Here is a 23,885-nt window from a genome sequence, read left to right as displayed (position 1 = left end):
CTTATTGCGCCGAATCGGCTGTCGGGGCGTCGGTGGTTGCCTTGACATGGATACCCTGACGAACTTTCTGCAATCCGCTAACAATAACCTTGTCACCGGGTTGCAAGCCTTCACTGACGAGCCATTTATCGCCAATCGCCTGCGTGGCGATAACCGTGCGGATTTCTGCCTGGTTTTGTTTGTTGACTATCATCACTGTGGCATCGCCGCGAGGCGTGCGAGTGACGCCTTGCTGCGGAACGAGGATGGCATTGGGCTGGATCCCTTCATCAATACGCGCGCGAACAAACATGCCGGGAAGCAGGGTGTGCTGAGGGTTAGGAAAAACGGCCCTGAGCGTTATTGAACCGGTGCTTTCGTCAACCGTCACATCAGAGAATTGCAGGGTGCCTTTCAGCGGATATGCCTGGCCATTCTCCATGACAAGCTCAACATCGCTGCGGGTATTGTCTTTATGCAGGCTTCCTTGTTCAACCGACTGTCTGAGGCGCATAAAGTCGTTGCTGGATTGCGTCACATCCACATAAATAGGATCAAGCTGCTGTACGGTCGCCAGCGCGGTGGACTGACCATTGGTCACCAGAGCGCCTTCGGTTACGCTGGATTTACCAATACGTCCGCTAATTGGCGATGTCACTTTGGTGTAAGCAAGGTTGATGTGCGCACTCTCAACCGCTGCTTTTGCAGCAACCACCGCTGCATCGGCCTGACGAGCATCAGCAACGGCCTGATCGTACTCTTGCTGGCTGATGTATTTTGTTCCTACTAACGGAACATAACGTTTCACGGTTAAATGCGCGATAGTGGCCGCAGCTTCACTTTTTGCCAGTTCACCTTGGGCGCTGTTGTAATCGGCCTGATACGTCGCGGGATCGATCTGGTAAAGCGACTGGCCAGCTTCAACATTGCTGCCTTCAGTAAAATTCCTTTTAAGTACAATGCCGCTCACCTGAGGGCGTACCTCTGCAATTCGAAATGAGGCCGTGCGTCCAGGCAGCTCAGTAGTAACAGCGAGAGGTGCGGATTCGACCACATGAACGGAGACTTGTGGTTCTGCGGGATTCACCTGTATCTCCCCTTGGTCGTTACAACCGGCAAGTAACGCAGCAGAGATTATGATGAATGAGGGCAGGAGTGAAAACCTGGCATATTTCGTCATTACTGTTCCTTAAAAAAAACAAAAGCTCGTTATTTACCGGGTAACGGTAAGGCGTTAACGTGTGCAAATAAAATAGCAGTTGGCTATCCTACAAATTATTAGCTTGCGATGTAAGCAATACTTATTTCGTTGCGCGACCAACGGCACAGAAACACAAAAAAGATTAATATTTCGTATTCTCTAAAGGGTTGTGGAGGTAAAGCTTTGATGTTTATTAACACATCTTGAAATTTATATTTATGTTATGAATATTTAACGTTTTTACATGTGCCTCATTTATTGTTTTTTTTGAATATTTAGTGCTTAATTAAAAGTAAGTGATACATTCCTTCACTATTAAAGATAATATGAGATTGTCTTAGTCATCTCTTTATCGCCACTTACTCTGTCCCAGACACGCTGAATCATGGTTAAAAAAACGAAAGCTGATGCCCTCAAGACCCGGCAACACTTGATTGAAACGGCAATAACGCAGTTTGCCTTGCGCGGTGTAGGCAATACCACCTTAAACGATATCGCGGATGCGGCGAACGTCACCCGTGGGGCTATCTATTGGCATTTTGAAAATAAAAATCAGCTTTTTAATGAGTTGTGGTTGCAACAACCCGCACTGCGTGATCTTATTCAGGACAGATTGACATCTTACCCAAGGGATAATCCTTTAAAGAACCTGCGTGAGAAATTAGTTGCTGGTTTACAATATATTGCAGAAAACCCAAGGCAGCAGGCGTTATTGCAAATTTTATATCATAAATGTGAATTCCTTAACGGCATGACATCAGAACAGGAAATTCGAGATAAAATTGGCTTCAGCCATCAGACAATGCGTGAGCTACTTCAACAATGCATGGCGAAAAGTTTGATTTCAATCAGCCTCGATTTAGACGTCATATTAATTATTCTGCACGGCAGTTTTAGCGGAATAGTAAAAAACTGGTTAATGAGTCCGGCAAGTTATGATCTCTACAACCAGGCTCCTGTGTTAGTCGATAATGTTCTGAGAATGCTAAGCCCGGAGGGTTGCGTGATGCAATTGATGCAGAGCGACAACCGCGTTGAGGAGGCATAATCGCCTTTTGATGATGCTCTTCATTGAACATGAGTGAGTCGGATGCCCTGGCCTTACTGGAGGTCGGTACAATTGACCAGTTTGAGAGGATTGACGGAGTTCATATTACGGCACTTGTCATATTCTGTGGTCATCAGTTCGATCCATTGCATGAGTAGTGCATCAAACAGGAAAACAGAAACAGCAAAAACAACCAGCCACCAATATTTGCGAATCATTGCCAAACTCCGTGTATTCATGCCCAAACGTGCAGGGAATATACAGGAATTTTGATAGTGGAAAAGCAGACTTACAATGCTTTTAATTCGTTGAATCCACACCCGTCGTTTCTGTATTACGGCTCTTTTTTGACAGGTTTTTCGTCTTCCGCTTTTTCACTTTTTCAAGGTCTTTTTCCGAATAATGCGAACTGATACTCAGTCTTCGCAGACCCATTTTGACGTATTCATTATTGACTTCGATACCGATAAATTTTCGCCCCGCGTCTACCGCGACGGCTCCGGTGGTGAAACTCCCTGCAAATGGATCCAATACGGTATCACCCGGATTTGAGGAGGCCAGCACGATCCGCTTTAACAGTGCCGTGGGTTTTTGCGTTGGATGGTTTTCGTATTCATCCATCAAGAAACGCACCCGTGGGAAGTCCCAGACATTTCCGGGCACCTTTTGCTGATTGTAGGGTTGCGGCGGGTTTTTCCTGTAATCGATCAGCGCTCTTTTGGCGCCGGTTTTGGCTTCAACCAAAATGTCTTCCCGATTGAAGGTATAACTTTTGGGGTCTTTAACCATCATCAGGATCGGTTCATACATCGAACCAAAGAAATTTTTAGCTTGCACACCTGAGCTGTCGTATGACCATACGATACGGCTTTTAATATCAAACAGCTTTCTGCATTTAAGATCGATATGCGGCATGTTTTCGGTGCTGTTCATGATATACATTGTGCCCTGTTTCTTCAGTACCCGGTGGCACTCATCGATACATTCGAACAGCCAGGTAAGAAAAACCTCTTCGTTCCATGATTCGACCATGCCATCAAAGTCTTTTCCGATGTTGTAAGGGGGATCGGCAAAGATCAGGTCGACGCTGCCGGAGGGCAGTTTTTTCAGTTCAGTCAGCGCATCACCATGGATTATTTTTTTAGATTCATCGCCATAGTAGTTGGGGGCAAATCCAGCATTCATGGTTAAACTCCTGTGTGATGCGAATAAAAAAGGCGCTTCCCCATGCCGAGTAGCGCCTTTTTAAACAAGCAATTAGCTAATCGAAATTAGTTCATGCCGTACTTTTTCAATTTTTTACGCAGCGTACCACGGTTGATGCCCATCATCAGGGCAGCGCGGGTCTGGTTACCACGGGTGTATTGCATCACCATGTCCAACAGGGGCTGTTCTACTTCAGCCAGTACCAGCTCATAGAGGTCATTCACATCCTGACCATTCAGTTGAGCAAAATAGTTCTTCAGTGCCTGTTTAACCGAGTCACGCAGGGGTTTTTGGGTTACCTGATCCTGAGAGTTAACGGTAGAAACGGTCAGTACGTCAGAATTTACGCGTTGTTCGAACATAGTTCTGTCAGCTCTTTATTTCTGTTTACGCAAAATTTTCGAAGTATGCCTCCAACGCCACCAGCTGTTCGCTGGCATCCTCAATGGCGTTGAATGTGCGCCGAAACTGGTCATTTGGAGCGTGCTCCTGGAGATACCAGGAGACGTGTTTACGTGCAATTCGGTACCCTTTTGCCTGACCATAAAAGTCATGCAGTTCCCGAACGTGCGCGCAAAGTAAGCGCTTAACCTCTGCCAGAGGCAGGGGGGGTAGCAACTCCCCAGTGTCCAGATAATGCTGGATTTCCCGAAAGATCCAGGGTCTTCCCTGAGCTGCACGGCCTATCATAAGGGCGTCCGCCCCCGTATAGTCGAGTACAGCTCTGGCTTTATGCGGGTCAGTTATGTCGCCATTCGCGATAATCGGAATGGAAACTTTCTGCTTAACTGTCCGAATGCTGTCGTACTCAGCATCTCCATTGAACAAACAGGCGCGGGTGCGTCCATGAATGGTCAGAGCCTGAATGCCACAGTCTTCAGCCAGTTGGGCAATCTCTACGCAGTTACGGTGTTCCGGAGCCCAACCGGTGCGAATCTTGAGAGTGACAGGAACGTCCACAGCACTGACGACCTCGTTGAGTATCGACTTCACGAGATCCGGGTACTGTAGTAGGGCTGAACCTGCAAGCTTGCGATTCACTTTTTTAGCCGGACACCCCATATTGATATCAATAATTTGGGCGCCGCTTTCCACGTTAATACGTGCGGCATCAGCCATTTCAACAGGGTCGCTACCGGCAATTTGCACCGTGCGAATTCCTGGCTCATCAACGTGCACCATCCGTAAACGAGATTTGTCGCTTTCCCACACTTGCGGGTTAGAAGACATCATCTCAGATACTGTTAAACCTGCTCCCATCTCATAACACAGCGTCCGAAAAGGTCTGTCAGTAATGCCAGCCATGGGCGCTGCGATCAGGCGATTTCTAAGCTGGTATTGTCCGATGCGCATGAGTTAAGAAATGACCATACTGTGACTGCAAGGCGGCGTATATTACGCATTTTTTGCCCGAGATGAAAGGCCAAACTTTGACCAATCCTCTGAGGTGGATCAAAGAATCGCAGTTAAAGCGGACGGTAATTATTAATAGATTATATAAATCATTTAGTTATAAATTTACGCGGGAAATTTATACGTCTGCAATTTTGCGTAACTTCTCATTTTTTCTTCATTGAGAAGTGCGCAAACAAGATAATCTGCTGAATTAATCAGCAAATTATCGTCTGACTCTGTGATCGCGGCCTCATTACAGGACAATCCCGCCCCCCTCTCGGGACAAGAGGCGTGGTCGAATAACCACGCCAAATGTATTACTTTTTACGGCCGGTAATACGACACCATTCTTCTTTCTCTACCACGGGGTCGAGGGTAAAGAGATCGGCGTACGCTTCACAAACACTGTCTGCCTGACTGGCGAGGATGCCAGAAAGTCCCAGTAAACCGCCCTCAGTGGGCAGTACGCTGATTAACGGCGCCAGTTCGCGTAATGGGCCTGCCAGGATGTTTGCCACGACCACATCGGCTTTCATGGCTTCTGGCTGGTCTTTTGGCAAATAGAGTTCCAGGCGCTCGGATACGCCATTACGTTGGGCATTGTCACGGCTGGCCTGAATGGCCTGTGGGTCAATATCCACACCGATCGCTTTTGCTGCGCCCAGTTTCAGGGCCGCAATAGCCAGAATGCCGGAGCCACAGCCAAAGTCGATAACCGTCTTACCGTTCAGATCAAGTCCATCCAGCCATTGCAGGCACAATGAGGTGGTAGGGTGCGTACCGGTACCAAACGCCAGACCCGGGTCCAGCATGACGTTAACGGCGTTTTCATCCGGAACATCGCGCCAGCTTGGGCAAATCCACAGACGTTCACCAAAGCGCATCGGGTGGAAGTTATCCATCCATTCGCGCTCCCAGTCTTTGTCTTCAAGCTGTTCGATTTTATGCACGAAGCCCGCACCCAGCAGAGGATGGTTCTCAAGGATGGCCACCACCTCTTTCATGTCGGTTTCGGCGTCGAAAAGGCCAGTCACATCCGTATCGCCCCAAAGACGGGTTTCGCCCGGCAACGGTTCAAACACCGGCGTATCGTGCGTATCCTGGAAGGTGATAGAAACGGCGCCCGCTTCCATCAGCGCATCGCTTAACTCTTCAGCATTCGCACCGGTGGTATTCAGTTTCAGTTGGATCCAAGGCATAGCAAAACTCTTTATTTATCAGTAATCAATACGGAGGCTTGTGGGGCGGGTGAACCAAAACGGTTCCCGACCAGGAAAGCCAACAAACTTAGCAGCAACGAGGGCACAATAGGGTGGAAGCCCAGGTACTGAACATTAAAGGTGGCCAGTACGGCATACAACACACCACCGACGATCATGGCGCTCAATGCGCCTGCCGCATTCGCGCGTTCCCAATACAGGCCAAGTACCAGAGGCCACAAGAACACCGCTTCCAGCCCGCCGAATGCCAGCAGATTCAGCCAGATGATCATCTCGGGCGGTTTCCACGCGGCAAGGAGCAGCAGCGCGCCGAGCAAAAGGGTGATCACCGCCGACATCCGCTTGAGCCGTGTTTCATTGGTCATCTGTTCCGGGCGAATGTTCAGATAGAGATCTTTAATGATCGTAGCGGAACTTTGCAGCAACTGGGCGTTGATCGTCGACATGATCGCCGCCATGGGGGCCGCCAGAAAGATCCCTGCGGCAAAGGGCGGTAACACTTTGACCATCAGCGTTGGGATAACCAGATCGGGCACCGTCAGGTCGGGGATGACCGCACGGCCCAACGCACCGGCCAGGTGCATACCGAACATCAGGATCGCCACCACAATTGTGCCGATAATGATTCCCCGGTGCACTGCTTTACTGTCTTTATAGGAGATGCAGCGCACCGCCGTATGCGGCAGGCCGATAACGCCGAAACAGACCAGCACCCAAAACGAGGTCATAAAGGCTGGCGACAGAATATCGTCCGCACCCTGTGGTGACACCAGCTTCGGATCGATCGTTTGCAACGTTTCTACGGCGTGGCTTAAACCGCCTGCAGCATGCACCACGCCCACCAGCAGGACGATTGTGCCAATCAGCATCACCATGCCTTGCATGGTGTCGTTGAGCACGCTGGCGCGAAAACCACCAAATGCAGTGTACAGCGCGATACTGATACCAAAAATCAGCAAGCCGGTATCGTAAGGGATCCCCGCCGCTGTCTCCAGCAGACGCGCGCCGCCAATAAATTGCACGGTCATTGCGCCCACAAAGGCCACCAGTAAGCTGATACTTGCCAGCCACACCAGAAGACGGCTTTGGTAACGGGCAAACAGCATATCGTTAAGCGTCACGGCGTTGTAACGTCGTGCCAGGATGGCAAATTTTTTACCGAGAATGCCCAGCGAGAGCCAGACTGCAGGTAACTGGATCATCGCCAGCAGCACCCAACCCAGCCCGTATTTATAGGCGGCGCCGGGGCCGCCTATAAATGAACTGGCGCTGATGTAGGTGGCGGTCAGCGTCATCGCCAGGACAATCCCCCCCATCGAGCGACTACCGAGAAAATACTCGTTCAGGAAGCTGCCGGTGGCTCTTTTTCTCATGGCGTAGACCGAGAGGCCAAAGACCACCAGAAGATAAGCAACAAGCGGCAAAATGACTTCAAGCTGCATCGTCATCCTCCAGAGGAATATCGCGATAGATAAATTTCAGCATTGCCCAGCAGAGTAAAATAAAGACCAGCGGCGTTAGCAGACAGGCCATTTCAAACCAGTGCGGCAGTCCGGTAATGCCCAGCGCCGAATCAGGTAAGTAAGCAGCTACTAACCAAGCCGCCAGATATAAAAGGGTCAGCCACAGCGCCCAACGCGCTTCTTTATGGGCCTGAACAAAACGTTTGTCCATTTTTTGTCCCTTGTGGATGAAGAAAGCGGGGATTGTACATGATGGGGCATAACTCCCCCCAGAAATAAAAAAGGCCGGATAATCCGGCCTTTTTCAGTTAGCGCATGCTTACTTGTCTTGCAGACCGAGTTTCTTCTCCAGATAGTGGATGTTGGTTCCACCATTCTGGAAGTGCTCGTCGCTCATGATACGCATCTGCAGTTCAACGTTGGTTTTGATACCGTCGATGATCAGCTCCTGCAGGGCGTTCTTCATGCGGGCAATCGCCACATCACGGTTTTCGCCGTAGCAGATAAGCTTACCGATCATTGAGTCATAGTACGGCGGTACGGTGTAACCGGCGTAGATATGAGATTCCCAACGTACACCAAAACCACCCGGCGCGTGGAAACGCGTGATTTTACCCGGGCTTGGCAGGAAGGTGTTCGGGTCTTCGGCGTTGATACGGCATTCTACCGCATGGCCTTTAACCACAACTTCGTCCTGTTTGATTGACAAAGGCTGACCGGCAGCAATACGCAGCTGCTCTTTGATCAGGTCAACACCGGTGATCATTTCGGTAACCGGGTGTTCAACCTGAATACGGGTGTTCATTTCAATGAAGTAGAACTCGCCGTTTTCGAACAGGAACTCGAAAGTACCCGCACCGCGATAGCCGATATCGACACACGCTTTAGAGCAGCGCTCACCGATGTAGCGACGCAGTTCCGGCGTAATGCCCGGTGCTGGAGCCTCTTCGACCACTTTCTGGTGACGACGCTGCATGGAGCAGTCACGTTCTGCCAGATAGATAGCGTTACCCTGACCATCAGCCAGCACCTGAATTTCGATGTGGCGTGGGTTTTCCAGGTATTTTTCCATGTAAACCATGTCGTTGCTGAAGGCGGCTTTCGCTTCAGCTTTTGTCATGGAGATGGACTGCGCCAGTTCGGCATCGCTACGCACAACGCGCATACCGCGACCACCGCCACCGCCAGACGCCTTGATGATAACCGGGTAGCCAATGCGTTTAGCATGTGCACGGTTAGCATCCATGTCGTCAGTCAGAGGGCCGTCAGAGCCAGGTACGGTTGGGACACCGGCTTTTTTCATTGCGGTGATTGCTGACACTTTGTCGCCCATCAGGCGGATAGTGTCGGCTTTCGGGCCGATGAAGATAAAGCCAGAGCGTTCAACCTGCTCAGCAAAGTTGGCGTTCTCAGAGAGGAAGCCGTAACCCGGATGAATTGCCACCGCGCCGGTGATTTCAGCGGCGCTGATGATAGCCGGGATGTTCAGATAGCTTTTTACGGACGGAGCTGGGCCAATACAGACCGTCTCATCCGCCAGCAATACGTGTTTTAAATCGCGATCCGCGCTTGAGTGCACAGCGACAGTCTTGATGCCCAGTTCTTTACAGGCACGAAGAATACGCAGTGCGATCTCGCCGCGGTTGGCGATAACAATTTTATCCAGCATGTTCGCCTCGTTATTCGATGACGACCAGCGGCTCGTCAAATTCTACCGGCTGACCACTTTCGACCAGAATCGCTTTCACCACGCCGGATTTATCGGCTTCGATCTGGTTCATCATTTTCATGGCTTCAACGATGCACAGGGTATCGCCCGCGTTAACTTTCTGACCGATTTCGATGAACGCTTTTGCATCCGGGCTCGGCGTGCGGTAGAAGGTACCAACCATCGGGGAACGTACGATGTGACCACTGATTTCCGCTGCGGCAGGCGCTTCCATCGCTGGAGTTGTCGCTGTGGCGACAGCGTTAGACAGAGCTGGCTGCTGCATCATCGGTGCAGCGTAAGCTTGTTGCATCACTGGGAAACTTTGCATTGGCGCTGCACGGCTGATGCGTACAGACTCTTCGCCTTCAGAAATTTCCAGTTCGGAGATGCCTGATTCTTCAACCAGCTCGATCAGTTTTTTAATCTTACGAATATCCATGAGTGGGTTCCGTACTCTTTGTTTAGTGTGATTGTGACAGGCAGTTTTACTGCCGTCTGTAAAGCGTGTGTCCCGACGCTGGCATCAAGTGAATCTCCAGTCAGATCGGGACGCCGGTATATTTGGCCTCACGTTGTGATGTGAGACTTGTCGGACATTGTGCTGCGATCTTCTGCAATCCTCCGGCAAAAAACAAAATATACCTTCAATGCGCGAATGTCACCTTTTCAGCGGCTTAAAAACACTGTCAGGGAAACCAAAGTCGCACATTATAACGATTTCGTAGCAATTGGCAGCTAAATACTGGTCTTATCAGGGAAGATAATCAACCGCTAACCTGTAAACGCCATCAGAGAGTCTGTGTTTTGCAACAAGCCGCACATATCCGGCAACTACCGCCACCACTGGCGGAACTTCTTGTAACGCCATGCCAAAAGCGCGAACGCAAGCAGCGCATAAATGACCGGTTGCGGGGAGATAATTTTTACCGACCACAGGTAATGAATGGGCGCAAGAATCGCCACAAGATAGACGAAGTTGTGCAAAAGTTGCCAGCGTTTACCCAGTTTTCGTTGTGCAGCCTGCGTGGACGTTAATGTGAGGGCCAACAATATAGTCCAACTGATAATCCCCAGCACCAAATAGGGGCGCGTAATCAACTCGCGACCGAACAGCGCAAGATTATTAATACCTAACTCCAGCGTCGCATAGCTGGTCAAATGCAGCGTCGCCCAGGTGAAACACCATAGCCCTAATAAGCGACGGATGCGTATCAATAATGGCTGTTTAGCGTAGCGCGCCAGAGGGGTGACGAGCAAGGTCGCCAGGAGGAATTTCAGTGCAGTCCTACCGGTAAAATGTTGAATATCTTTGACGGGATCAGCGCTTAATCCCCCGTTGTTCACTGCCCAAACGAGCCACAAAAACGGTAATAAACCGGCGAGATGTAAAAGCACTTTCAGCACAGTTATCTGTTTTACCGACAATCGCACTTAGAAATTCTCCCGCAAATTCAAACCGCGATAGAGAGCGGCAACGTCATCGGCATAACCGTTGAACAGAAGTGTAGGTTGGCGTTGCACATCAAGAATACCGCCTGAACCGATAAAACGTTCTGTCGCTTGCGACCAGCGAGGGTGATCGACCTGTGGATTCACATTCGCATAAAAACCGTACTCGTTAGGGGCGGCCAGATTCCAGGTGGTAGGAGGGCGCTCACGGGTCAACTTGATACTTACAATCGACTTAATCCCTTTAAAACCATACTTCCACGGTACGGTTAAACGGATAGGAGCACCGTTTTGCGGAGGGAGCGCTTTGCCATATACCCCGACGGTGAGCAGCGTGAGCGGGTGCATCGCTTCATCCAGACGCAGTCCCTCAACGTAGGGATATTTCAGCCCTCCGCCAATAAAACGATCTTTTTGCCCCGGCATTTGGTCGGGCGCGTAGAGGGTTTCGAACGCGACATATTTGGCGTTGCTGGTGGGTTCAACCAGCGCCAGCAATTTATGCAGAGGAAAACCAATCCAGGGGACGACCATGGACCACGCTTCAACGCAACGCATGCGGTAAATGCGCTCTTCCAGCGGAAAACGCGTGGTTAGCGCGTCATGATCCAGCGTTAAGGGTTTCGCCACCTCACCGCTGATCTTCAGGGTCCAGGGATCGGTTTTCAGACTGCCCGCATTGGCCGCCGGGTCTGCTTTATCCAGGCCAAATTCGTAGAAGTTGTTATAGCCGGAGACTTTATCGGCTGGCGTTAACGGCAGATCGTTTTGCCAGGCGGAAGGCTTACTGAATTTCAGCGGCTTACCGGCAGGTGCTGGCGGGCGATCGTTGCCTTTAAACCAATCCAGGAGATCGGCATGGGCAGTGGCGGGTAGTGACAGGGCCGCAGCGCTGATCCCTAACGCTTTGAGGACCTGGCGGCGTTGCATAAAAAAAGCCGATTCGGCAGTGACATCGGCTTCTGTAAATGGACGTATTTTTTTCATAACAGACCCCGGTATACGCGCCATGGCTCACGGGTGGCGCGTAGTTACTATGGCAGGAAGTCTGTCAATGTGCTGCGAAATTTAGTTAATAAAGTGTAAATTTCTGATGCGTGCGCCCTTACTTTACCTTCACCAGCGTGCGGCCCTGGATCTGGTTATTAATGATAGCATTCGCAAACTTCGGTGCGTCAGCCAGGGTAATTTCCGTTGCTGCCTGTGTATAGAAGGATTCCGGCAGATCGTTTGCCAGGCGTGCCCATGCTTGCGCACGGCGAGCAGCGGGGGTCATAACTGAATCCACGCCCTGCAAACGCACATTGCGCAGGATAAACGGCATCACCGTGGTGGGCAGAGTAAACCCTCCCGCCAGTCCGCAGGCGGCGACACAGCCGCCGTAGTTCATTTGCGCCAGCACTTTTGCCAACACTTTGTCGCCGACAGTATCAATTGCGCCAGCCCAGAGCTGTTTCTCTAGCGGGCGAGATTCGGCAAATTCATCGCGGCCGAGAATGCGGTTAGCGCCAAGGCTGCGCAGATAGTCATGGGTACTTTCACGGCCCGACACCGCCGCGACCTGATAACCCAGCTTATGCAGTAGCGCAACGGCGGTACTGCCCACTCCACCGCTGGCGCCAGTGACTACAATCTCGCCGTCTTCAGGACGAATGCCCGCGTCTTCCAGCGCCATTACGCACAGCATTGCCGTAAATCCGGCGGTGCCGATGACCATTGCTTTACGGCCATCCAGCCCTTGTGGAAGGGCAACCAGCCAGTCGCCTTTCACCCGTGCGCGTTCTGCCAGACCGCCCCAGTGGTTTTCACCCACTCCCCAGCCGGTCAGTAGCACCTCTTGCCCAGCATGGAAACGGGGATCTTCGCTTGCGCAAACCGTACCTGCGAAATCAATTCCAGGAATCATCGGAAAATGACGGATAATTTTACCTGTGCCCGTGATAGCGAGTGCGTCTTTGTAGTTCAGGCTCGACCAGTGTATGTCCACCGTCACATCACCTTCCGGCAGCTGACTTTCCTCAATGGTCTGAACGGATGCGAGGGTTTTACCGTCCTGCTGTTCTAAGATCAAAGCCTGCATAACCTGTCCTCAATTTGCATGTGCCCGTCGTTTTTCAAGCGGCAACCCGAAATCCAGTGGGCATCGTGGATTGGAAAATTATCTACGAAGACTATACTCGCTAATTAAAACGTGATGTCGATTCAGCGCAATAAATTGCCAGATATACCTGATTTGGTAGTATGCCCGCACACTTTGCGCAACAGGGCGGATTTCGTATTTAGTTTTGCGTTTTCGCGTCGCTTTATCACTCTTATGCAGTTTTATAACTATCGGAGTTAACACAAGGATGCGATTAACGACGAAATTTTCAGCTTTTGTTACGTTGCTCACTGGGCTAACGATCTTCGTGACGCTCATTGGCTGCTCGCTGAGTTTCTACAACGCGATTCAGTACAAGTACGCCAGCCGCGTTCAGGCGGTTGCCACGGCGATCGATACCCGTCTCGTCTCCAGCGATTTCGTCACATTGACGCCCCAGGTTAACGAACTGATGATGTCGGCCGATATTGTGCGCGCTGATCTTCTGCAGGGAACCCGGCAGGTTTACAGCTATTCACGTCACAGCAGTTATCGTCCGGCAGGCACCAATAATCTTTATCGCGAGCTGACGGTGCCTTTGATGAAGCAACCCGGAATGTCATTGCATCTGGTGTACCAGGATCCGATGGGCAATTATTTCCATTCGCTGATGACCACCGCACCGCTGACGCTGGCGATTGGATTCATTATTCTCATGCTGTTTCTGGCGGTGCGTTGGCTGCAGCGTCAGCTTTTCGGCCAGGAATTGCTGGAGGTGCGCTCGACGCGCATTTTAAACGGCGAGCGTGGGCCAAACGTGCGTGGTTCAGTGTATGAGTGGCCAGCGCGAACCAGTAGCGCGCTCGACATGCTGCTCTCTGAAATTCAGAATGCCCGCGAACAACGCAGTCGACTGGACACGCTGATCCGCTCCTACGCGGCGCAGGATATAAAAACAGGGTTGGGTAACCGCCTGTTTTTTGATAACCAACTGGCGACGTTGCTGGAAGACCAGGAGAAGGTTGGCGCGCATGGCGTGGTGATGATGATCCGCCTGCCTGACTTTAATCTTCTGCGCGACAGTGGGGGGCGTAACCTTGCCGAAGAGCAACTGTTCATGCTGATTAATCTGCTCTCGACATTCATCATGCGCTACCCGGGGTCGCTACTGGCGCGCTATCACCGCAGCGACTTCGCCGTTTTATTACCGCACCGCACATTGAAAGAATCTGAAAGTATTGCCGGGCAACTGCTAAAAGCGGTCGATGCGTTGCCGGTGAATAAAATGCTCGATCGGGACGATATGATGCATATCGGTATTTGCGCCTGGCGCAGCGGGCAGTCAACGGAACAAGTGATGGAACATGCTGAAGCCGCCACCCGCAATGCTGTATTGCAGGGAGGGAACAGTTGGGCTGTTTATGACGATTCCCTGCCGGAAAAAGGCCGTGGCAACGTGCGCTGGCGGACACTCATTGAGCAGATGCTGACTCGCGGCGGGCCACGAATTTATCAAAAACCGGCGGTGACGCGCGAAGGCCGTGTGCATCATCGGGAGCTGATGTGCCGCATTTTTGATGGCGAAGAAGAGGTGATTGCCGCGGAATACATGCCGATGGTGCTGCAGTTTGGCTTGTCGGAAGAGTACGACCGCCTGCAGATCAGCCGCCTGATCCCATTATTAGGGTACTGGCCGCAAGAATCCCTGGCCATGCAGGTGACGGTGGAGTCGTTAATTCGTCCCCGTTTCCAGCGCTGGTTGCGTGATACCTTGATGCAATGTGAAAAATCGTATCGCAAACGCATAATTATTGAACTTGCAGAGGCTGATGTGTGTCAACACATCAGCCGGTTACAGCCGGTGATTCGTCTGGTGAACGCGCTTGGCGTTAGGGTGGCGGTTACGCAGGCTGGTTTGACGCTGGTAAGCACCAGTTGGATTAAAGAACTCAATGTCGAATTACTCAAGCTGCATCCCAGCCTGGTAAGAAACATTGAGAAGCGAACAGAGAACCAACTGTTGGTTCAAAGTCTGGTGGAGGCTTGCACGGGCACCCATACGCAGGTTTACGCCACGGGCGTTCGATCGCGTAGCGAGTGGCGCACACTGACCGAGCGCGGAGTGGCGGGTGGACAGGGCGATTTTTTTGCCTCATCACAGCCACTTGACACAAACGTGAAAAAATATTCGCAAAGATACTCGGTTTAACCTGCCGTTTAATTTGTTTTCACGTAGAATAACGCGCGCTGTGCCTCATGGGGGTGTGCTTGTCTGCTCGCCAGATTGTTGCAGCAAATATGCAGGTGAATGACCTTTGACAGGTTGCAAACGCGGGCGAGGATGGCTGCTGATGTACTCAGCCCTGAGGGACTCAGGCAGAGATTTGTAACAAAGGAAACGAACTGCACTAATTTTCACCGTAGCAGATGATTTTTGCGCCTTGTCGCTGCTGCGTGTGGTTGGTAAAGTAAGCGGATTTTGTTTTCCGCCCCAGCTTTCAGGATTATCCCTTAGTATGTTGAAAAAATTTCGTGGCATGTTTTCCAATGACCTGTCCATTGACCTGGGTACCGCGAATACCCTGATTTATGTAAAAGGACAAGGCATCGTATTGAATGAGCCTTCCGTTGTGGCCATTCGTCAGGATCGTGCCGGCTCACCAAAAAGCGTGGCTGCAGTAGGTCATGATGCGAAGCAGATGCTGGGGCGTACGCCGGGCAATATCGCTGCGATTCGCCCAATGAAAGACGGCGTTATCGCTGACTTCTTCGTGACTGAAAAAATGCTCCAGCACTTTATCAAGCAAGTGCACAGCAACAGCTTTATGCGTCCAAGCCCTCGCGTACTGGTGTGTGTTCCGGTTGGCGCGACGCAGGTTGAACGCCGTGCGATTCGTGAATCCGCTCAGGGCGCAGGTGCTCGTGAAGTGTTCCTGATCGAAGAACCGATGGCGGCGGCAATTGGTGCTGGTCTGCCGGTTTCCGAAGCAACCGGTTCTATGGTTGTTGATATCGGTGGCGGTACCACTGAAGTTGCGGTTATCTCCCTGAACGGTGTGGTTTACTCTTCTTCCGTACGTATTGGTGGTGACCGTTTCGACGAAGCGATCATCAACTACGTGCGTCGCAATTACGGCTCTCTGATCGGTGAAGCCACCGCAGAGCGTATTAAACATGAGATCGGCTCTGCCTATCCGGGCGACGAAGTGCGCGAAATCGAAGTTCGCGGTCGTAACCTGGCTGAAGGCGTTCCGCGTGGCTTTACCCTGAACTCAAACGAGATTCTGGAAGCGCTGCAGGAACCACTGACCGGTATCGTGAGCGCGGTGATGGTTGCACTGGAACAGTGCCCGCCAGAGCTGGCGTCCGATATCTCCGAGCGTGGTATGGTTCTGACCGGCGGTGGCGCATTGCTGCGTAACCTTGACCGTCTGTTAATGGAAGAGACCGGTATCCCAGTCGTTGTTGCTGAAGATCCGCTGACCTGTGTGGCGCGCGGCGGCGGCAAGGCGCTGGAAATGATCGACATGCACGGCGGCGACCTGTTTAGCGAAGAGTAGTCGAGTGCAGGCAGGGCAGTCCGTGGACTGCCCTTCCGCTCTGACACGAGAATACGCATAGCCTATGAAGCCCATTTTTAGCCGTGGTCCGTCGCTACAGATTCGCCTCATTCTGGCGGTGCTGGTTGCGCTCGGCGTGATTATTGCCGACAGCCGCCTGGGTACGTTCAGTCAAATTCGAACGTACATGGATACCGCCGTCAGTCCTTTCTACTTTATTTCAAATGGTCCCCGGGAATTGCTCGACGGCGTGTCGCAAACGCTGGCGTCGCGTGACCAACTCGAACTTGAAAACCGGGCCTTGCGCCAGGAATTGCTGCTGAAAAACAGCGAAATACTGATGCTGGGGCAATATAAACAGGAGAACGCGCGTTTGCGCGAGCTGCTGGGATCGCCGTTGCGTCAGGATGAGCAAAAGATGGTGACTCAGGTCATCTCAACGGTGAACGACCCTTACAGCGATCAGGTGGTGATCGACAAAGGCAGCGTTAACGGCGTTTATGAAGGCCAGCCGGTCATCAGTGACAAAGGCGTGGTCGGTCAGGTCGTTGCAGTAGCAAAACTGACCAGCCGTGTGCTGCTGATTTGCGACGCGACGCACGCGCTGCCGATTCAGGTTCTGCGTAACGATATTCGCGTTATCGCTGCGGGCAATGGTTGCACGGATGATTTGCAACTGGAGCATTTACCGGCCAATACCGATATTCGCGTTGGTGATGTGCTGGTGACATCCGGTCTGGGCGGTCGGTTCCCGGAAGGGTATCCGGTTGCCGTGGTTTCTTCCGTTAAGCTGGATACCCAGCGCGCTTACACCGTGATTCAGGCCCGTCCGACGGCAGGTTTACAGCGTCTGCGTTATCTGTTGTTGCTGTGGGGCGCTGACCGTAACGGTGCGAACCCCATGACACCGGAAGAAGTGCACCGTGTAGCAAATGAACGCCTGATGCAGATGATGCCGCAAGTTCTTCCTGCGCCAGACGCGATGGGGCCGCCTGCGCCCGTTCCAGCTCCTGCGACAGGGATAACCCCACCGCCAGCGGATGCGACAACGCCACCGCCACGCGCGCCGGGAGGGCAATAGTGGCAAGTTATCGTAGCCAGGGACGCTGGGTTATCTGGCTCTCGTTTCTGATCGCACTTTTGCTGCAAGTCATGCCCTGGCCGGACGACATTATCGTCTTCCGGCCAAACTGGGTGCTGCTCATCTTGTTGTACTGGACTCTTGCGCTACCGCACCGCGTAAATGTCGGTACGGGGTTTGTGATGGGTGCCATACTGGATTTGATAAGCGGCTCAACGCTTGGCGTGCGGGCGTTGTCCATGAGCATTATCGCCTATTTGGTCGCACTAAAATTTCAGCTATTCAGAAACCTGGCGCTCTGGCAACAGGCGCTGGTGGTAATGCTACTTTCTCTGGTCGTCGATATTATTGTGTTCTGGTCCGAGTTTTTAGTGATCAACGTCTCTTTCAGACCTGAAGTATTCTGGAGTAGTGTAGTCAATGGTGTGCTCTGGCCATGGTTATTCTTGCTGATGCGTAAAGTGCGTCAGCAGTTCGCGGTGCAATAAAGGTTTTTATGACTTCTCTGTATTTAGCTTCCGGTTCTCCGCGTCGTCAGGAGCTGTTAACGCAGCTTGGCGTCTCTTTTGAACGTATCCTTACCGGTGTTGAAGAAAAACGCGGCGAGGGAGAAAGCGCTCAACAGTATGTCTCTCGTCTGGCGCGAGAAAAGGCGCAAGCGGGCGTGGCGCAAACGCCGCGTGATTTACCGGTGCTGGGCGCAGATACCATCGTTATCCTGGGTGGTGAAGTGCTGGAAAAACCGCGTGATGCTGCGCACGCGGCGCAGATGTTGCGCAAAATGTCCGGACAAACGCACCAGGTGATGACCGCCGTTGCACTGGCTGACAGCCAGTGCGTGCTGGACTGTCTGGTGGTGACAGAGGTGACTTTCAGAGCACTGACCGACGAGGACATCGCAGGCTATATCGCCAGCGGTGAACCGATGGATAAAGCAGGTGCATACGGTATTCAGGGGCTGGGTGGCTGTTTTGTCAGGAAGATAAATGGCAGCTATCACGCCGTGGTCGGCTTACCGCTGGTTGAAACGTATGAGTTGCTGAGTAATTTTAACTCACTGCGTGAGAAAAGGGATACACATGACGGCTGAATTGTTGGTAAACGTAACGCCATCGGAAACACGAGTAGCGTACATTGATGGCGGTATTCTTCAGGAAATTCATATTGAACGTGAAGCGCGACGCGGAATCGTAGGCAATATCTACAAAGGTCGTGTGAGTCGCGTACTTCCGGGTATGCAGGCGGCTTTTGTAGATATTGGACTGGATAAAGCCGCATTTCTTCACGCTTCAGACATTATGCCGCACACCGAGTGCGTGGCCGGTGAGGAACAAAAAAATTTCACCGTGCGTGATATCTCTGAGTTAGTGCGTCAGGGACAGGATCTGATGGTGCAGGTGGTGAAAGATCCGCTCGGCACGAAAGGCGCCCGCCTGACCACGGACATTACGCTGCCTTCCCGCTATCTCGTCTTTATGCCTGGCGCATCACACGTTGGTGTTTCTCAACGTATTGAAAGCGAAGCCGAACGTGAACGCCTGAAAAATGTGGTCGCTGATTATTGCGACGAGCAGGGCGGATTTATCATTCGTACGGCGGCGGAAGGGGTATGCGAAGAGGATCTGGCATCAGATGCCGCCTATCTCAAACGCGTCTGGACCAAAGTCATGGAGCGCAAAAAGCGCCCGCAAACCCGCTATCAGATGTATGGCGAACTGGCGCTGGCACAGCGTGTTTTACGCGATTTTGCCGACGCGCAACTCGACCGGATCCGCGTGGATTCCCGCCTGACTTACGAGGCGCTGCTGGAGTTCACCGCAGAATATATTCCAGAAATGACCAGTAAGCTGGAGCACTACAGCGGACGTCAGCCCATTTTTGATCTCTTTGATGTCGAAAATGAGATCCAGCGGGCGCTGGAGCGTAAAGTTGAGCTGAAATCTGGCGGCTATCTGATTATCGATCAGACTGAAGCCATGACCACCGTTGATATTAATACTGGCGCGTTTGTGGGGCATCGAAACCTCGATGACACCATCTTCAATACCAACATTGAAGCGACGCAGGCCATTGCCCGACAGCTGAGATTGCGCAATCTGGGCGGGATTATCATTATCGATTTTATCGACATGAATAATGAAGATCACCGACGCCGCGTGCTGCATTCGCTGGAGCAGGCGCTCAGCAAAGATCGCGTGAAGACCAGCATCAACGGCTTTTCGCAGTTGGGGCTGGTGGAGATGACGCGCAAGCGTACGCGCGAAAGTGTGGAACATGTGCTATGCAATGAGTGTCCGACTTGCCACGGGCGCGGTACGGTGAAAACGGTCGAAACCGTCTGCTATGAGATCATGCGTGAAATTGTCCGCGTTCATCATGCTTACGACTCTGACCGATTCCTGGTCTATGCTTCTCCTTCCGTTGCGGAGACGTTGAAAGGCGAGGAGTCGCATGCGTTGGCTGAAGTGGAAATCTTCGTCGGTAAGCAGGTCAAAGTGCAAATTGAACCGCTCTATAACCAGGAGCAATTTGACGTGGTCATGATGTAAAACGACTGTGCCCGATGGCGCTGCGCTTATCGGGCCTACAAACCAGGCGTAGGCCGGATAAGGCGTTCACGCCGCCATCCGGAGAAGTGGGTTTGTGAGTCATATTTTTGGGTAGACAAGGAGAGACGCGTGAGGCGATTGCCGGGGATTTTATTGCTCACTGGAGCCGCGCTCGTTGTCGTCGCAGCGCTGCTGGTCAGTGGGCTGCGCCTTGCGTTACCCCATCTGGACAGCTGGCGACCAACGATTCTTTCCCGGATTGAGTCAGCGACGGGGATCCCTGTCTCAGCCAGCCAACTGAACGCCAGCTGGCAAAATTTCGGCCCCACACTCGAGGCGAAGGATATTCACGCCAGCCTGAAAGATGGCGGTGAACTCTCCGTAAAGCGCGTCACGCTGGCGCTGGATGTCTGGCAAAGTCTGCTGAACATGCGCTGGCAGTTTCGCGACCTGACCTTCTGGCAGTTGAATATCCGCACCAATACGCCAATCCAACGCAACGAGAGCAGTGACGGGTTTGAAACCAACCGCATTAGCGATCTCTTCCTGCGACAGTTTGATCACTTCGATCTGCGCGACAGCCAAATCAGTTTTCTCACCCTTTCAGGCCAGCGCGCTGAACTCGCGATCCCGCAACTTACCTGGCTAAACGGCAAAGACAGACACCGCGCCGAAGGGCAGGTTAGCCTCTCCAGTCTCACCGGACAGCATGGCGTAATGCAGGTTCGTATGGATCTGCGAGACGATGAAGGGCTGCTGAACAATGGTCGGGTATGGCTACAGGCTGATGACATCGACGTGAAGCCGTGGTTGGGTAAATGGATGCAGGACAATGTGGCGTTACAGACGGCACGTTTTAGCCTGGAAGGTTGGATGACGCTTAGCAAAGGCGAAGTCTCCGGCGGCGATATCTGGCTTAAACAGGGGGGAGCGAGCTGGAAGGGCGACAATAATGCACACTCCCTTTCCGTCGACAATCTGACCGCGCATATCAGTCGCGCACAACCGGGTTGGCAATTTTATATTCCGAATACCAGTATAACGCTGGATAACAAGCCCTGGCCGCGTGGGGCGCTGACCCTAGCCTGGGTTCCGGAACAGGAAGTGGGCGGGCAGAACAATAAACGTAGTGATGAATTACGTATTCGCGCCAGTAACCTTGAACTGTCCGATATGGACGGATTGCGCCCTGTCGTCACAAAACTCTCTCCTGCGTTGGGCGACATCTGGCAAGCCACACAGCCGAGCGGAAAGATTGATATCCTGGCGCTGGATATTCCCCTGCAGGCGACTGAAAAAACCCGCTTCCAGGCCTCATGGAATGATCTGGCCTGGAAACAATGGAAACTGTTACCCGGTGCGGAGAATTTCTCCGGTACGCTGTCGGGGAGCGTTGAAAATGGTGCGCTGACGGCTTCGATGCAACAGGCCAAAATGCCGTATGAAACCGTCTTCCGCGCGCCACTGGAAATTGAACGCGGCGTAGCGACGTTGAACTGGCTGAAGAACGATAAGGGTTTTCAGTTAGACGGGCGAAATATTGACGTTAAGGCAAAAGCTGTCCATGCGCGCGGCGGTTTCCGTTATCTGCAGCTAGCGGGCGATGAACCCTGGCTAGGCATTCTGGCGGGCATCAGCACGGACGACGGTTCTCAGGCCTGGCGCTACTTCCCGGAAAACCTGATGGGTACTGCGCTGGTCGATTATCTCAGTGGCGCGATTCAGGGTGGCCAGGCGGATAATGCCACGCTGGTCTATGGCGGTAATCCACGTCTGTTCCCGTATAAACATAATGAAGGTCAGTTCCAGGTTCTGGTGCCGCTGCGTAATGCGAAATTTGCGTTTCAGCCGGACTGGCCCGCGCTGACAGATCTCAATATTGAGCTCAACTTCCTGAACGATGGCCTGTGGATGAAGACCGATGGCGTCAATCTGGGCGGCGTCAGGGCCAGCAATTTGACGGCGAATATCCCTGACTACAGCAAAGAAAAACTGCTGATTGATGCGGATATCAAGGGGCCAGGTAAAGCGGTCGGTCCTTATTTCGACGAAACGCCACTGAAGGATTCTCTTGGCGCGACGCTGGAACAACTCCAGATTGACGGTGATGTGAATGCTCGCTTACATCTCGACATCCCGCTGGATGGCGAGCAGGTGACGGCGAAGGGCGATGTTTCATTGAACAACAACAGCTTGTTCATTCAACCGCTCGACAGCACGCTGAAAAATCTGACTGGCAAATTTAGTTTTGTGAATGGCAATCTCAAGAGCGAACCGCTGACAGCGAACTGGTTTAATCAGCCGCTGAATGTGGACTTCTCTACCAACGAAGGCGCGAAAGCCTATCAGGTTGCGGTCAATCTCAAGGGCAACTGGCAGCCAACCCGCATGGGCGTGCTGCCAGAGCAAGTCAGTGGTGCGTTAAACGGCAGCATGGCGTGGAACGGCAAAGTGGGGATCGATCTCCCGTATCACGCAGGTGCGACGTACAACATCGACATGACGGGCGATCTGCGAAATGTAAGTAGTCACTTACCCGCACCGTTAAATAAACAAACCGGTGAGCCGTTGCCTGTGAATATTAAAGCAACGGGTAACTTGCAAAGTTTCGACCTGACAGGCAGCGCAGGTAATAAAAACCATTTTAATACCCGCTGGCTGCTGAATCACAAATTGACGCTGGACCGTGCTATCTGGACAACCGACAGCCACACAACGCCGCAATTGCCGGAGAAAGAAGGTGTTGAACTCAACCTGCCGGCCATGGATGGTGCAGAATGGTTAGCGTTGTTCCAGAAAGGTGCGGCAGATAATGTCGGCGCCAATGCCAATTTCCCTCAGCGTATTACGCTGCGTACGCCTTCTCTGTCTCTTGGCGGGCAGCAGTGGAATAACCTGAGTATTGTCTCAGAACCCTCGTCGAATGGCGCTCAGGTTGCTGCACAGGGGCGAGAGATCAACGCCACGCTGGCGATGCGTAATAACGCGCCATGGCTGGCAAATATTAAGTACCTCTATTACAACCCAAATGTAGCGAAGAGTAGCGAAAGTGCGCCGTCTCCGTCACCGTTCTCGTCGACTGACCGGGTGAGTTTCCGTGGCTGGCCAGACGTACAACTGCGTTGTGAAGAGTGCTGGATGTGGGGACAAAAATACGGGCGTATCGACGGGGATGTGGGCATCAAAGGCGACACGCTGACGCTGTCTAATGGGTTGCTGGATACCGGTTTTGCCCGGCTGACGGTCGACGGCGAGTGGGTAAATGTCCCTGGCCGTGAACGCACATCGTTCAAAGGTAAATTGCGCGGTAACAAGATTGACGCCGCTGTGGGATTCTTTGGTTTCTCAACACCGATTCGTAATGCGTCGTTTAATGTGGATTACGATCTGCACTGGCGTAACCCGCCGTGGCAGCCCGAAGAATCCTCGCTTAACGGTATTTTAAAAGTGCATCTTGGCAAAGGTGAGATCACGGAGCTGAGCACCGGTCATGCCGGTCAATTGCTGCGTTTGCTGAGTTTTGATGCCCTGTTACGTAAGCTGCGTTTTGATTTCAGTGATACCTTTAACGAAGGTTTTTATTTCGATTCCATTCGCAGTACGGCGTGGATTAAAGACGGCGTCCTGAATACAGACGACACGCTGGTGGATGGCCTGGAGGCCGATATCGCCATGAAGGGGTCGGTGAATCTGGTGCGCCGGGAGCTCAATCTGGAAGCGGTTGTGGCGCCGGAGATCTCCGCGACAGTGGGCGTGGCGGCTGCGTTTGCGGTTAACCCGATTGTCGGCGCGGCAGTGTTTGCCGCCAGTAAAGTGCTGGGGCCGTTGTGGAGCAAAGTGTCGATTCTGCGCTACCGCATCACGGGTCCGGTAGACAAACCGCAGATTAACGAAGTCCTGCGCCAGGCGCGTAAAGAAAGCCCGCAATGATTTGACGGGGGCG

Annotated in this window: 21 protein-coding genes; 8 read left to right on the top strand and 13 right to left on the bottom strand. The window is 52.3% G+C overall.

All coding sequences use genetic code 11. From position 1 onward, the window contains the following. Nucleotide 1: 1 nt before the first annotated feature. A complete protein-coding gene (locus AC07NP_RS20035) occupies nt 2-1,159 on the bottom strand; it encodes an efflux RND transporter periplasmic adaptor subunit (RefSeq protein ID WP_494661521.1) in 1,158 nt (385 codons plus the stop codon). A 406-nt stretch (nt 1,160-1,565) separates the two neighbouring features. On the opposite strand from AC07NP_RS20035, the gene envR reads away from it, so the two are divergent. After that, a complete protein-coding gene (gene envR, locus AC07NP_RS20030; RefSeq protein ID WP_494661520.1) occupies nt 1,566-2,228 on the top strand; it encodes an acrEF/envCD operon transcriptional regulator in 663 nt (220 codons plus the stop codon). Nucleotides 2,229-2,281: 53 nt separating this feature from the next. On the opposite strand, the gene AC07NP_RS20025 is transcribed toward envR, so the two are convergent. The 12 genes from AC07NP_RS20025 to acuI all read right to left on the bottom strand — a co-directional run bounded on the left by AC07NP_RS20025 (nt 2,282) and on the right by acuI (nt 12,752). After that, nucleotides 2,282-2,446, bottom strand: a complete 165-nt coding sequence (locus tag AC07NP_RS20025; RefSeq protein WP_203359792.1) for a DUF2556 family protein — start codon at nt 2,444-2,446, stop codon at nt 2,282-2,284. Nucleotides 2,447-2,528: 82 nt separating this feature from the next. Then, entirely contained in the window at nt 2,529-3,413 is an 885-nt protein-coding gene (yhdJ, locus tag AC07NP_RS20020) for an adenine-specific DNA-methyltransferase (protein WP_203359793.1), read from the bottom strand. An 86-nt stretch (nt 3,414-3,499) separates the two neighbouring features. Further along, nucleotides 3,500-3,796: a DNA-binding transcriptional regulator Fis gene (gene fis, locus AC07NP_RS20015; RefSeq protein ID WP_000462905.1), complete on the bottom strand. Its 297-nt coding sequence runs from the start codon at nt 3,794-3,796 to the stop codon at nt 3,500-3,502. A 25-nt stretch (nt 3,797-3,821) separates the two neighbouring features. Then, nucleotides 3,822-4,787 (bottom strand): tRNA dihydrouridine synthase DusB, encoded by a 966-nt coding sequence (gene dusB, locus AC07NP_RS20010; protein WP_192613679.1) that lies wholly within the window; start codon nt 4,785-4,787, stop codon nt 3,822-3,824. Between the two features lie 359 nt (nt 4,788-5,146). Further along, nucleotides 5,147-6,028: a 50S ribosomal protein L11 methyltransferase gene (prmA, locus tag AC07NP_RS20005; protein WP_203359794.1), complete on the bottom strand. Its 882-nt coding sequence runs from the start codon at nt 6,026-6,028 to the stop codon at nt 5,147-5,149. A gap of 11 nt (nt 6,029-6,039) precedes the next feature. Further along, nucleotides 6,040-7,491, bottom strand: coding sequence for a sodium/pantothenate symporter (panF, locus tag AC07NP_RS20000; protein ID WP_494661519.1), 1,452 nt, complete (start codon nt 7,489-7,491; stop codon nt 6,040-6,042). After that, nucleotides 7,481-7,723, bottom strand: a complete 243-nt coding sequence (locus AC07NP_RS19995; RefSeq protein ID WP_494661518.1) for a YhdT family protein — start codon at nt 7,721-7,723, stop codon at nt 7,481-7,483. Before AC07NP_RS19995 ends, panF begins: the two co-directional genes overlap by 11 nt. Nucleotides 7,724-7,831: 108 nt before the next feature. Further along, on the bottom strand, nt 7,832-9,181 hold the full coding sequence (gene accC / locus AC07NP_RS19990; RefSeq protein ID WP_203359797.1) for an acetyl-CoA carboxylase biotin carboxylase subunit: 1,350 nt from the start codon (nt 9,179-9,181) through the stop codon (nt 7,832-7,834). Nucleotides 9,182-9,191: 10 nt separating this feature from the next. Beyond that, nucleotides 9,192-9,662 (bottom strand): acetyl-CoA carboxylase biotin carboxyl carrier protein, encoded by a 471-nt coding sequence (gene accB / locus AC07NP_RS19985; RefSeq protein ID WP_203359798.1) that lies wholly within the window; start codon nt 9,660-9,662, stop codon nt 9,192-9,194. A 392-nt stretch (nt 9,663-10,054) separates the two neighbouring features. Beyond that, on the bottom strand, nt 10,055-10,654 hold the full coding sequence (gene msrQ / locus AC07NP_RS19980) for a protein-methionine-sulfoxide reductase heme-binding subunit MsrQ (RefSeq protein WP_494661517.1): 600 nt from the start codon (nt 10,652-10,654) through the stop codon (nt 10,055-10,057). Next, complete coding sequence (gene msrP / locus AC07NP_RS19975) at nt 10,655-11,659, bottom strand: protein-methionine-sulfoxide reductase catalytic subunit MsrP (RefSeq protein ID WP_490469502.1); 1,005 nt, start codon at nt 11,657-11,659, stop codon at nt 10,655-10,657. It lies immediately after the preceding gene. Between the two features lie 118 nt (nt 11,660-11,777). Beyond that, nucleotides 11,778-12,752 (bottom strand): acrylyl-CoA reductase (NADPH), encoded by a 975-nt coding sequence (gene acuI / locus AC07NP_RS19970; protein ID WP_494661516.1) that lies wholly within the window; start codon nt 12,750-12,752, stop codon nt 11,778-11,780. A gap of 268 nt (nt 12,753-13,020) precedes the next feature. Between acuI and csrD the strand changes: the two genes are divergently transcribed. From csrD to yhdP, 7 genes are all read left to right on the top strand, one after another. Continuing rightward, nucleotides 13,021-14,961 carry an RNase E specificity factor CsrD gene (csrD, locus tag AC07NP_RS19965; RefSeq protein WP_494661515.1) on the top strand — a complete coding sequence of 647 codons (1,941 nt, stop codon included), beginning with the start codon at nt 13,021-13,023 and terminating at the stop codon, nt 14,959-14,961. 307 nt (nt 14,962-15,268) lie between these two features. Next, a complete protein-coding gene (gene mreB / locus AC07NP_RS19960) occupies nt 15,269-16,312 on the top strand; it encodes a rod shape-determining protein MreB (RefSeq protein ID WP_000913396.1) in 1,044 nt (347 codons plus the stop codon). Between the two features lie 64 nt (nt 16,313-16,376). Continuing rightward, on the top strand, nt 16,377-17,393 hold the full coding sequence (gene mreC, locus AC07NP_RS19955; protein WP_192613668.1) for a rod shape-determining protein MreC: 1,017 nt from the start codon (nt 16,377-16,379) through the stop codon (nt 17,391-17,393). Next, nucleotides 17,393-17,881 (top strand): rod shape-determining protein MreD, encoded by a 489-nt coding sequence (gene mreD / locus AC07NP_RS19950; protein WP_162379308.1) that lies wholly within the window; start codon nt 17,393-17,395, stop codon nt 17,879-17,881. Before mreC ends, mreD begins: the two co-directional genes overlap by 1 nt. 8 nt (nt 17,882-17,889) lie before the next feature. Continuing rightward, complete coding sequence (locus AC07NP_RS19945; protein WP_494661514.1) at nt 17,890-18,483, top strand: Maf family protein; 594 nt, start codon at nt 17,890-17,892, stop codon at nt 18,481-18,483. Continuing rightward, nucleotides 18,473-19,942: a ribonuclease G gene (gene rng, locus AC07NP_RS19940; RefSeq protein WP_192613665.1), complete on the top strand. Its 1,470-nt coding sequence runs from the start codon at nt 18,473-18,475 to the stop codon at nt 19,940-19,942. The genes AC07NP_RS19945 and rng overlap by 11 nt, the downstream gene beginning before the upstream one ends. 129 nt (nt 19,943-20,071) lie before the next feature. Further along, nucleotides 20,072-23,872, top strand: coding sequence for an AsmA2 domain-containing protein YhdP (gene yhdP, locus AC07NP_RS19935; RefSeq protein ID WP_494661513.1), 3,801 nt, complete (start codon nt 20,072-20,074; stop codon nt 23,870-23,872). Nucleotides 23,873-23,885 lie beyond the last annotated feature (13 nt).

The organism is Citrobacter sp. GW821-FHT07H02 (genome assembly GCF_059418505.1).
This window is presented reverse-complemented; position numbering and strand designations above follow the sequence as displayed.